The following is a 12,567-nucleotide window of genomic DNA, read 5'->3' on the forward strand; positions in this document are numbered from 1 at the left end:
CTTTTCTAAGGGGGATTTAGGGGGATCGTACACTTTTCTAAGGGGGATTTAGGGGGATTCCAAGTCCCCTTTTCTAAGGGGGATTTAGGGGGATCGTACACTTTTCTAAGGGGGATTTAGGGGGATTAAAATTAATCTAACTCAAACTCTTGTTTCCAAGACTCATCTTTTTCCCAAGGCGTTTGGTCAGATTTTGCAAGAAGATAGTTTTCTAACACCAAATAATCCATTTCAGTTCGCATAAAACAGCGATAAGCATCTTCTGGTGTACAAACAATCGGTTCACCTCGCACGTTAAACGAAGTATTGACAATTACACCACATCCCGTGCGTTTTTCAAAGTGGGAAATAAGATTATGATAACGGGGATTGGTGTCTTTATGAACCGTTTGTACCCGTGCTGAATAATCAACATGAGTAATTGCCGGAATTTCTGAACGAGGAATATTCAATTTATCAATGCCGAATAATTGTTGTTGTTCAGCCGTCATCGAAATCCGCAGATTTTCTTGAATTGGCGCCACCAACAACATATAAGGACTCGGGCAATTCATCTCAAAATAATCAGAAACTCGTTCCGCTAAAACCGACGGCGCAAAGGGTCGAAAAGATTCCCGATATTTAATCTTTAAATTCATCACCGACTGCATTTTAGAGTTGCGGGGATCGCCAATAATTGAACGTCCACCCAACGCACGCGGCCCAAATTCCATCCGACCTTGAAACCATCCGATAACGTTTCCATCATCAAGAATTTCCGCCAAACGTGGCATTAATTCCGCATCATCTAATCGCAGATAAACCGCCTTAATTGAGTCAAGATAAAGTTGAATATCCTCATCACTAAATTTCGGCCCCAAATAAGATCCTTTCATCTGATCTTTAGGTGCGGGAATGGTTTTTAACTTTGGTTGTAATGTCGCAATTCCTGAGTTTTGAACAGAGGGAGTTTCAACCGTTGCGCCAACTTCCGCGAACACTTTTTCAGATTCAACCGTTCGAGGTTGATTGTGATATTGATACCACACCGCTAAAGCCGCCCCTAACGCGCCGCCTGCGTCTCCGGCTGCGGGTTGAATCCAAATCTCTTTAAACGGCCCTTCGCGCAAAATACGACCGTTTGCGACACAATTTAACGCCACTCCTCCCGCCATACAAAGATAATCAACATTCAATTCTTTTTGAACGGTTCTTGATAGCCGTAACACCACTTCTTCAGTCACAACTTGAATGGAAGCGGCAATATCCATTTCCCGTTGAGTCAGTTTGCTTTCCGGCTTGCGAGGCGGCCCTTCAAACAGTTGATCAAACTTTTTATTGGTCATCGTTAAGCCGACGGTATAGTTGAAATAATCCATATTCAACCGAAACGTACCATCGTCTTTTAAATCAATTAAATGGGTGAGAATTTTATCAACATAAATAGGTTCACCATAAGGCGCCAACCCCATGAGTTTGTATTCGCCAGAATTCACTTTAAATCCCGTATAATAAGTGAAAGCTGAATACAATAAACCCAAGGAATGAGGAAAGTCAATTTCCCATTGGGGTGTCAGAGAATTTCCTTCTCCTAACCACACCGTTGTTGTCGCCCATTCTCCCACACCATCGAGACATAAAACAGCCGCTCGTTCAAAAGGACTGGGAAAATAAGCCGATGCCGCATGAGACTGATGATGTTCAGAAAACATCAATTTCGGCAGTTTTGCGTGTTTAACGCCGAGGAGTTTAGAAAATTCTTTTTTTAAGACCGTTTTGAGGTAAAGTTTTTCTTTCAACCAAACAGGCATCGCCGTCATAAACGAACGAAACCCATTGGGGGCGTAGCTGAGGTAAGTTTCCAGGAGTCGTTCAAACTTGACTAAGGGTTTGTCATAGAAAACAATATGATCAACATCGAGAAGGGTAATATTGGCTTGTTGTAAACAGTAGCGGATCGCGTGTTCAGGAAAGCGGGCATCGTGCTTTTTTCGGGAAAATCGTTCTTCTTGGGCGGCAGCGATAATCTCTCCATCTCGGACTAAAGCGGCTGCGCTATCGTGATAATAGGCTGAAATTCCCAGTATGTGCATAAATTAGATCTCCTCACAGAATGCGCTATCCCGACTTGTGCGATCGCCTCAAGAGGTGCGCGGACACGGTTCATTAAAAATATCTTCAGATTATACCAATGACGGCCCGACTGCGACGGAAGATTCCGAAAATATTGTTTTCCGAGTCAGGATGCTATCCCAGATCGAAAAAAATGGCGACTATTCTCTGAGTCTAACTCAAAGAATAATCGCTCATCCTATCAATTATCTCGGGCTTTTTTGCACCCGATTTTTTCTAAACCCTACACCCAGTCTAGGTTTCAATTTACTTTTTACCCCGTGAGGTAAAATCGGTGAGATTAGGCTCTCATTTTTGAGTAAGAGGGGGATCGATGAGTCGAGAGGGGAGAAGCGAGTAATAACATCTTCTCTAATAGTCTTGGTGCAATGCGGTTACACCAAACGGCGAGATGACTTTGCCATCCGACTAATATTTCCGGCGAGTCTTTGCGAAGTCCCTCAATTAACACTTCGGCGACTTCTTGGGATGTCATGGGGACAACCCAACGGAATAACTTGAGTCGGCGTGACATATCGGTATCCGTGAGAGTCGGTAACAAAGCGATCACTCGAATATTGTGTTCGGTGAGTTCAGAGCGCAGGGCTTGGGTAAAGCCTAAAATGGCAAATTTGGTTGCTGAATAGGTTGCCATTGTGGGCGCGGCAATTTTCCCCATCAGACTGGAGACGTTAACAATGGTACCTTCTTTGCGAGTCGCCATCCGTCGGGCTATACAACGGGTGATGGTGTACATTCCCATTAAATTGAGGGAAACTTCTTCTTGTAAGTCGGGTAATTTTGACTGTAGAAAGGGCGTTTGGTGCGCGACTCCCGCACAGTTTACCAACAAATCAATCGGCCCTTGAGAACGCCAAGCTTGAGCGATCGCAATGTTGATTTCTACAGGATGCGTCAAGTCTAATGCTAAGGTGACGACTTCGACGCCAAGGGGTTGGATTTCTGTTGCTAATTCTGCCAATTTTTGGCGATCCCGAGCGACTAAAATTAGGCGTTTGACTCCGGCTTTTGCCAGTTCAAAAGCGATCGCTCGACCAATTCCACGGGAAGCCCCGGTAATCAGTGCTGTAGTTCCTTGAATTTTCATCTAAACCTCCAAGGTAAGAAAATGCTGCACAAGTTAAATATCAAGGCTGAAAAAGCCCTGCTCAATGCAGCTTTTCGTGGTCAAATTCTGTTCAATTTCGGAAAAAACTTGTGGGCGAAGGAGTTACTTAGAAAACCGCAGTTTGTGTTCCATCTTTGACACACTGACTTTCAATTGTGTCTTAAACCGCATCTTTGAAGCTAATTGATCTAGACAAGACGTAAGATCCCCCTTGCGGCTTTCCTAAGCGCGAGTCTTGTACTTACGACCCAAGAGTAGAGTAGAGCATGGCTCAGATGTCTCCTTATGACGAGCATGGGTGAGATTGACTCTTCATTTACAACGTAACAGCTCGCTCAAGACTGTGCAACATTTTTTAATAAAAAAACCGTTACATTTCTTTACAAAAGTCAAAATTCTTCTCAGATTGAAGAAAAAGAAAACAGCAAAAAGGTTGGGTTTGCGGAGGTTTAACCCAACCTACGCCGATCAAAAATAGCGTTAACGCAGGGGTATGGCGACGATAAACTCTGTCCCCTCTCCCGGTTGCGAGAGACATTGAAGTTGTCCCTGATGACTGTCAACGATCACCTGATGACAGATATTGAGTCCAAAACCTGTCCCTGTTCCGGCGGGTTTAGTGGTAAAAAAGGGATCGAAAATGTAATTTTTTATCTCCTCAGAAATTCCTATACCATTATCTTTAATTCGGATGATTACTTGTGAGGTAACATTTTGGGGATCATGACTAGAACTCACTTCAGTTTTAATCCAAATTGTAGGTTCAACGGAGGAAGTTTCTAGGCGTCTTTCTTCCAGAGCATCAATCGAATTATTCAGCAAGTTGATAAAAACTTGGTTAAGTTTTCCAGGATAGCAATTCACCTCAGGAAGTTTACCATAGTCTTTCACTAATTTAATCCCACGACCTTTTTTACCTTTGAATTCTGCTTGCAAAATCAAGACAATATCATCAAGTATAGGATGAATATCAACCGTTTTTTCTTCCGAATCATCGCTGCGATAAAAGTTTCTCAAAGACTCAACTAACTGACGAATTCGTTCAGTCCCGCTTTTCATCGATTCGATGACTTGGGGTAAATCTTCGAGGAGAAATTCGAGATCAATTTCCTCTATTCTGTCTTTAATTGCGGGGGAGGGATCAGGATATTCTTCACTGTAGAGTTCGAGCAAATCCATCAGGTCTTGAGCATAATCTTCCACATGAGAGACATTCCCCTTGACAAAAGAAACGGGGTTATTAATTTCATGGGCAATTCCTGAAACCATTTGACCGAGAGTGGAGAATTTTTCAGCTTGGATCAGTCGTTCTTTGGCGAAATCAAGATCACTTAAAGCCTGTTGTAATTGCCGATCATTTTTATGAAAATTATTGAACAGGGTTTGATGATGTAAACCCCGACGAACTCGCCGAGTCAGTTCATCGCTATCGAGAGGATCAAAAAGCCAATCGTTAATTAGGGTTTCCAGATTGTTCAAATGGGATTGAAGGAGTGAGGGTTGAGTCAAAACCAAATAAAAAGCCTTGGCGAAATTCGAGTGAGTTTGTAAGTTTTTGAGGTCTGATAACGCATCAACTGTATGGGAAATCCAAGTGTAAAGAATCAGATGGGGGTGCAGGTGTTCAGCTAGCGTTAAGGCTGATTGAATTTGGTCAGCCGTTTCGACTTTGTACCCTTGTTTTTCCAGAGTATTTTGAAGTGTCCGTTGAGTTTGAACATCCTCATCAATAATCAAAATTGTAGCCATAGTTGATTGCTAAAAGTTGAACGGTTTACCCAATTAACGAGCAGCGAGTCTAGGCAAAGCTGGAAACGCGATCCTTGTCAATGACGAGATGAGGGTGAATCAACAGCTAGAGTCTAACAGAGGAATCTTCTTCTATTTTACCGAGGATTTAACACCGATGTCCTAAACTGAATTAAAAATTGTGACTGAAAGTAGATGAACTTAAATTGAGAAATCTAGCGATGATCCGGTAAACTAAGATACGCTCAGTTTGGAAGTGAACTCTGCTTTTTAACACCAGTCCCGGAGGATGTGTTGATGCAACGGCTTGGCAATCGTGCTTTTGAGATTCTCAGTGGAGAAGTCAACAATGGTTCCCAGGATAACCTTGTCAGTGAATTGAGTCGAAAAATAGTCATGCAACGACTGGAGAATCTGCGATCGCAAGTTGGTGAACCGCTTTCCTATGAGGAATTACGTCAAGTGGTCAGTGACCAATTTCCCGATTTTAATCAGGAGGTTCTGCAACGAGCGGCTCAAGTCAACCGTATTCCTCAAATTTATCATCAAGTGATGCGGGGAAGTCTGATTTTTGTGGGAATAATGGCGATTCTCTGGTTTGTTAATTTACCTTTTCCTCTGATTCGCTGGCCGATCAGTAAAACGGTTCCTGTTTTACTCTTTCCGACTTTGATGAGTATGGATTATCACTATCGAAAAGCAATTTCTATTGCCGAACAAACTGAAAAATTAGTTCAGGAAGCGGCTACCAGTACAGAAATTGATTTAGGTGCAGAAAATATTCAAAAAGCTTATCAACATTTGGAGCGAGTACCCGTTTGGTTTTTAGAGCATGATCCTAAATTTTTTTGTGCTATTTTTAACTGTAGCTGGCAGTTTACACCGGAAGAATATCAGGCTACTCAGAAGAATATCCAGAAGATTGAAGCGAAAATCATTCAAGAACAGTATGCTCAAAAGCGTTTAACTGAGGCTGAAGCCGCCCTGAATTCGGCTCGGCAAGAATATCAAAAATTACAATCGGGACAAAGACAAGTGATTGCGGCATGGCAAGCAGCGATTGATTTATTTGATCAAATTCCATCCGATACTCTCGCCGGACGTCTATCCGAAAATCGTTCATTAACAGCACAGCAAGATTTTGAAAAAAAAGTTGATGAAGCGACTCGCGAAAAGAGAGGAACAACGTTAATTGCAGCAGCCCAACAGTTTGCATCACAAGCGAGCAATTTGGCTCAAGATCCGCCCCATCCTGTTGAACGATGGGAACAAGTGATTGATTTGTGGGAAACCGCAATTCGCCAACTTGAAAAAATTTCTGAAGATAATTCTTCCTATGCAGAAGCTAAAAAAAAGTTATCGGAATATCGCTCTAATTTAAGGGAAATTGAAGACCGGCTTCAAGAGGAAAAAGATTCGGTTGAGGCGATGGAAAAAGCGAAAAAATTAATTTTTGAATGGCGAGAACTGACTCGCTCTAGTGATCTTGATTATCGAGTAATGAATCGCAAGTTAGCCAATATTATTTACACCCTAGAAGAAGTCAAACCGGGAACAACGGTGAATACAGAGGCTCAAGATTTACTGAGGCGAACTCGCCATACCAAAAGTCTATTGTAGATCATTTTGGATTGAATTTATTCGATTTCTAGCTGTAAAGTTGGCATCAATCGTTGTAAATTTTTCAAGGATTTAGTTTGCCAGGGAATTTCACTAGAGGCTAAAATAGTTAGGTTAACGGTTTTAATTCGTCGAACTTGAATGACAAATTTTGACAGCATATTGATTCCGGAACTATTGAGATATTCTAAGGAGCGTAAATTCAGGGTAATTTGCTCGGGTTGCAAATCGAGGACATCATTAAGTAACTGAACAATTAGATTAGATTCTTCTAAGTCACTTAATCGTAGAGAACCCACCAACATAATAGTTGTGGTTTCGCTATCATATTTAACTTGATATTGTTCAGTTTTAAACTCTTGAATTTCCATGCTAATCACGTCCTTGTTTGATCATTGTTCGGGTTAGTTGACTCAGATAGCAAGTTGTACAACGGTTGTGACGATGAACACCTCGGAGTCCATTTTAACCGTCTCAAACTTCCAACCGAGATGGGCTTGATAATCATTAATCATGGTTAAGTAGCCTAACCGCGAACTTTTACCATCTTCTAGATTTTGTTCGATTTGATCGATATATAGTTCTTGGGGATCGCTATTGAGTAAGGTTTGAATATAGTCCTGAAACGAAGGTAAAGTTTCGGAAGCAATACTATTAATCACAAAAAAGACTAATCGTTCACTATTTAAGTTGATTTTTATTTGAATGGGATAAAGACAGCGACTATCGCTAAACTTCATCGCATTTTCTAAGAGTTCATTCGCGATAAAACTGACGGCACTTTTGATTTCTGCTTGTCGATATTGGGTACTGGGATCATCTTCACTTTTGGGAAAAAATGTCGTGACATAATCAGCCATAAAATTAGCTGACAAGCCATTATTTCGCCAACGTTGTTGAAGAGGAATTGAACCCGGAGAAAATCCCAGGGCTAAAAATTCATGATTATCGCTTGCAGAAATCTCTACAAAATCTCCAAAGATTTGACTCATAAGGAAATCAGATAAGCTAGCTTTAAGGGTTCATCGGACGTGATACACTCGGATTGAGATCGAGAGCGTTAGAAGTAACAGTGTGATGTTCATTCTAATCCTAGTTTATCACATTTCAGCAGCCACTATTTTGCAATACATCTGAGCAACTACATCCTCGGGATTCTCAGTAAGACAATCCGTAAACAGTTGAGCCGCTTGCTTATAATCTTTTTGATAATAATAGGTGAGAGCCAATTCAAATTTTGTTTTGGTGAGCAGTTTGAGTTCTTTAATTTTGGCAGGATCAGCATCAAAGACTTCAAATACGGAGACTCGTTTGGATTTTCCGGGTACGACAACTCGATCAATTAAACGCACCGCATAAGCATCGGGATCATTTAATCTGAAATAAGTATTTTCACTAATTAATAAAGGAACACCATACTTTTTAGTCAGCGTCTCCAAACGAGCCGCTAAATTAACCGCATCACTCACAACTGTTGTCGCCATGTGAGCTTTCCCTCCGACAATTCCTAACATTAAATCCCCGGTATTAATCCCAATTCCAATTCTAATCGGTGTACGATCAGGACGGGAACGAGTCTGATTATATTCGCTCAAACGTTTTAACATATCAATTCCCGCTTGTACTGCATGATCCGCACTACACCCAAACAATGCCATAATTGCATCGCCAATATACTTATCAATCACCCCATAATTTTCTAAAATCGCAGGTTCCATCCGAGCTAAATAAGCATTAATAAACTTAAAATTATCAACCGGATTCATTTGTTCAGAAAGTTGCGTAAAGCTGCGAATATCAGAAAATAAAATCGACATCTCTTGCTGAACTGCATCCCCAATTTGAACATCCACAATACTCTCATAACCCAAAAAGGTTAAAAATTGATGGGGAACAAACCGTTCTGCGGCATAATTGACTTGTTCTTCTTGATCTAAAGCCAGTTGTAAATCACAATTGATCCGAAACATATCTTCAATAAAATTTTGTCGTTCTGCTTCAGAATTTTTCCGTTCAGAAATATCTTGAAAAGCGGCGATCGCAAAAGCAATATTCCCGGCTTCATCATAAATCGGTGTTCCCCAAGCTTCTATCGGAATAATCCGCTCGCCTTGATGTACTTCAATATCATCAACTGTTACTGTTTCTCCTTGTAATGCTCGCACAAGTGGTAAATCTTTCTCAGGATAAATCTGCTCAGTTCCCGCTAGATAACTTGGGTAAATCTCGGAATCATAAGCCGCATTCGGAACCGCACCGGAGCCAAATAAAGTTTGAGCAACGTGATTAGAATAATAAATATTTCCCTGAGCATCTAGTACAACTACGCCGACAGGAATCGCTTCGAGAAACTGCTTGAGTTGTTGACTGTTTAGTTTGCCTTCAGTGGCTAAACTTGGATTGATTACAGGTGGTTTTTCCTCGGCTGCTGTCGATTTTTTGGGCTGTTCTTCCTGGGTGTATGGGAGTTGATTATTGTTTTCTTCTAAGCTTTTGTAAAGGCGGCGAAGTTGTCGAGTGATGCGGTTCAAAGCGGTGGCGAGTATTCCGACTTCATCCGTTGGTTTCACGGCTACAAACCTTAAATCTCCGGCTGCAATTTGAGTCGCCGCAGTCGTAACGGTTAAAATAGGTTGAGTAATTTTTCGAGCGAGTCGGTAAATTGCAATCGAGATCAAGATGACAAAACTTAATCCTGAAAATACAATTGTTGTCGCCAGTTGAGCAACGGGTTTGAGGGCTTGATCACGGGGCTTTTCGACTAATAAAACGGTTTCCCAGTTTTCTAACCAACGATGCACTCCAATGATCGGTTTACCTGCATAGTTCAATTCTTGATGAGTGCCATTTTTCTGATTCAATGCTGCTTCTAATCCTTGACTTTGTAGACGTCGGGGCAAATCGTTAGGGTTGGGATTGTTGGTAAAAATGGGAACGCTAAACCGATTAATCCAGTAGGTTTTTTCGTTCAAATTTGGGGTAGCTTGACTAATAATTTCTGCTGCCGTTTCTAGGTTAAAACTGATGGCTAATACCCCTAATGTTTTTTTGTTTGAGCCGGATAAGGGTGTAGAAATAGTTAACGTGGGTTTGTTGGTGTTCGGGGAAAGATAAACACTTTGAACATAAGTTTGTTTCAGTCCTTCGATAAAATATTCATCAGCCGTTCGAGATTGTCCTTGAGTTGCTGAATGAGTTGAAAAGATAATTTTCCCCTGATTCGCTGACAAAATAAAAATTTCTCGCACATCTGCTTGACTAACAAATGCGACACTCATTAACGACTGCATTTGGCGATAAGCGGCGTTAAATTCTTCACTGGACTGATCTGTTGTTAACAGAATTTCGGCTTGAGTTTTAACGAGTGGAAGTAACGCCAGAGAAACGGTGGCTTTGCGGTGAGTTTCTAGCCAACGGTTTAAAGCATTTTCTTTGAGGGTTGCACTCACTTGTAGTTGAGCGAAGGCTAACTCAATCATTGAAGATCTCGCATCGAGATAGGCTATCGTCCCCATACTGCACAGACTCACCACTGAAAGCAGTAAAAAGGAGACGATCAGCTTGGACATGAGGCTGTTTGTCCAGAATTTCATAATCCTATCCGTTGTGCAAGTCTGATGAACCAGTTTGAAAAAAGGATCAGCATCGTAATTGAACCTGACGGTTTAACTTCTCTATTCTCTACAGTAACCATTAAATATAAAGTTCAGTGGATTAATTGAGTGATACTCGGGTGTGCAGTTTGATCAAGTTAACAAAAATGTACTGTCCAGTAAAAGATAATTGTAGAGTCAATATTACCCTGTGGAAACCTGCGATCGCCAAATTCCAACCTAAGTTTACCTCATCCTCAACCTAGACTGCTGAAGTTTATTTTAACTTTGGATTTCCCGATAAGCCGCATAAACGGCTCTAACATTGTACCAATTTAAAAAAATTCGGGCGATTTCTAAGGCGAGTTGGGGTTTTCCTTGATGAATCAACCATTGCAAGAATCCCGCCATTGTGCGTTCGTTTAATCGGCCTCCAACGGTTAAAATTCCCCAGAGAATTTGGTGTAAAATTGTCATTTGAATCATCATTTTAACTTCTAGTGTGGGATGTTTTTGGTAAAATAAAACGCCCATTCGTCCTCGTTGAATTTCTCTTTCAATTAATCGCGGAAGCTGTTCTAATTGAAAAGGAGGATGCCAATGATACCCCACCGCTTGCGGACATTTAATTAAGGTTAATCCGAGTTTTTTTAAACGCACACCCAGTTCTAAATCTTCCCAACCGTATAATTGAAAGCGGGTATCAAATAATCCAGCTTCGAGTAACCAATGACGAGCAATGGCAACATTTCCAGTCGCAAAATAAGCGGCGGAAAAATCCGTTATTTTGTAGGGTTCATTTGTAGGATTTTCAAAATTGCAGGTATTAATCACTCGTCCGTAAGTAAAGATGCGGTCGCTGTTTTTAGCAGCCTCTACTAGAGTCTGAGCATGAGCTTGGAGAAACGTTTCAGTCACGACTAAATCACTATCGATAAAAATAATCGTATCGCCTTCTGCCTTTTCAACACCTAAATTTCGCGCGGCAGCCGGCCCTTGATGGGGTTGCTCAAAACAACGAACATGAGGAAAGTCTTGCTGATGATTTTGCAACCATTCTAAAGTGCCATCTGTTGAACCATCATCGACTAAAATGACTTCATAGTTCTGCACAGATGCGGTATAATTTTGGTGTTCCAGTGCAGTTAAACATTTTTTGAGGATGGGTAAACGATTGTAGGTGGGAATAATAACACTAAGAAACATAATTTAAAATGTTAGAATTAGAGAGAGTTCAGGTTTTAAGGAGTGAAAAGACGGTTAGGGGTTGACTGAAAAAATAGGTGAAAGTTTTGAGCGTTTAATAGCGTATCATATTAATATAGAATAAACTTGGTGTCAGAGAGATTGGAGTGAGGCAGACTCGAACAGTTTGGGCGAAGTTACCGATCGCGTCAATTCTTCGAGAAGAAACCGCCGACTCTCAGACTGACCCCTGGGATGTTAGAGCAGTAACTTAGTAGACGATTTATGGTACAACACGGTACTATCTGTAAGATCAGATAATAGATCTATGCAACGAGCCTATCATACCAAGTTAAAACTGAACAACAAACAGAAGACTTTAATGGCGACCCACGCCGGATATTCTAGGTGGGTTTGGAACTGGGCGCTAGCGATGTGGAATGAAGCTTACAAACAAGGGTTAAAACCTTCAACGAATAAGCTAAAAAAGTTCTACACCAATCACGTCAAACCTCAATATCCCTGGCAGTCAACGCTAAGTTCTAGAGTTTATCAATTTGCCTTCATGCACTTGGGAGAAGCATTTAGCCGATTTTTTCAAGGCATTGCCAAACATCCTAAGTTCAAGAAAAAAGGCAGAAATGATAGCTTTACTCTCGATAATTGTGGCCAAGTCATGAGGTTTTCAGGGAGGAGATTGAAGCTTCCTTTTATTGGATGGGTATTCACTTATGAACCCCTCCCGGAAATTCAGACTAAACGAGTCACAATTAGTCGAGTCGCTGATTCTTGGTACTTGTCTGTCGCTTACGAATTTGAACCAGAACAGACTGTTAAATCAAGAGTTTATCTGGGTGTTGATGTTGGAGTTAAGGCATTGGCGACCTGTTCAGATGGTACTGTTTTTGCCAATCCAGCAGCCCACAAAAAAGCACAGAAAAATCTGGCCCGACTTCAGCGCGAACTTTCTAGAAAACAGAAGGGTTCCAATAACAGGAATAAAGCCAAACTCAAATTAGCGAAAGCTTATCAGCGAGTCACAAACATCCGAAAAGATGGAATTCACAAATTAACCTCATGGCTATGCAAAAACCACGCAGTCATCGGGTTAGAAGACTTGAATGTTTCTGGGATGTTAAAGAATCATAAGTTAGCGGGTGCTATTGCTGATTCTGCTCTTTATGAAATTCGCCGCCAAGT

9 protein-coding genes are annotated in these 12,567 nt (G+C 41.2%); 2 read left to right on the forward strand and 7 right to left on the reverse strand.

Annotated elements, in window-relative coordinates; genetic code table 11:
* Positions 1–131: 131 nt before the first annotated feature.
* The 3 genes from WN50_RS01615 to WN50_RS01625 form a co-directional block, all read right to left on the reverse strand.
* The gene (locus WN50_RS01615) at positions 132–2,072 is read right to left on the reverse strand and encodes a carbamoyltransferase family protein (protein ID WP_046277349.1); all 1,941 of its coding nucleotides are present in this window, start codon (positions 2,070–2,072) and stop codon (positions 132–134) included.
* Positions 2,073–2,392: 320 nt separating this feature from the next.
* Positions 2,393–3,199: an SDR family NAD(P)-dependent oxidoreductase gene (locus tag WN50_RS01620; protein ID WP_046277350.1), complete on the reverse strand. Its 807-nt coding sequence runs from the start codon at positions 3,197–3,199 to the stop codon at positions 2,393–2,395.
* A 501-nt stretch (positions 3,200–3,700) separates the two neighbouring features.
* Positions 3,701–4,969, reverse strand: coding sequence for an ATP-binding protein (locus WN50_RS01625; protein ID WP_046277351.1), 1,269 nt, complete (start codon positions 4,967–4,969; stop codon positions 3,701–3,703).
* A 297-nt stretch (positions 4,970–5,266) separates the two neighbouring features.
* Here WN50_RS01625 and WN50_RS01630 point away from each other — a divergent pair, with 297 nt between their 5' ends.
* Complete coding sequence (locus tag WN50_RS01630; RefSeq protein WP_046277352.1) at positions 5,267–6,589, forward strand: hypothetical protein; 1,323 nt, start codon at positions 5,267–5,269, stop codon at positions 6,587–6,589.
* 17 nt (positions 6,590–6,606) lie between these two features.
* Here WN50_RS01630 and WN50_RS01635 read toward each other — a convergent pair whose 3' ends face one another.
* From WN50_RS01635 to WN50_RS01650, 4 genes are all read right to left on the reverse strand, one after another.
* Positions 6,607–6,960, reverse strand: coding sequence for a slr1659 superfamily regulator (locus tag WN50_RS01635; protein ID WP_046277353.1), 354 nt, complete (start codon positions 6,958–6,960; stop codon positions 6,607–6,609).
* Positions 6,961–7,002: 42 nt separating this feature from the next.
* Positions 7,003–7,581, reverse strand: a complete 579-nt coding sequence (locus tag WN50_RS01640; RefSeq protein WP_046277354.1) for a slr1658 family protein — start codon at positions 7,579–7,581, stop codon at positions 7,003–7,005.
* A 108-nt stretch (positions 7,582–7,689) separates the two neighbouring features.
* Entirely contained in the window at positions 7,690–10,158 is a 2,469-nt protein-coding gene (locus tag WN50_RS30730; protein WP_235440793.1) for an adenylate/guanylate cyclase domain-containing protein, read from the reverse strand.
* 306 nt (positions 10,159–10,464) lie between these two features.
* Entirely contained in the window at positions 10,465–11,388 is a 924-nt protein-coding gene (locus WN50_RS01650) for a glycosyltransferase family 2 protein (RefSeq protein ID WP_046277355.1), read from the reverse strand.
* A gap of 307 nt (positions 11,389–11,695) precedes the next feature.
* On the opposite strand from WN50_RS01650, the gene WN50_RS01655 reads away from it, so the two are divergent.
* A partial coding sequence (locus WN50_RS01655) for an RNA-guided endonuclease InsQ/TnpB family protein (RefSeq protein WP_049557580.1) occupies positions 11,696–12,567 on the forward strand: 872 nt, incomplete at its 3' end.

It is taken from the genome of Limnoraphis robusta CS-951 (assembly GCF_000972705.2).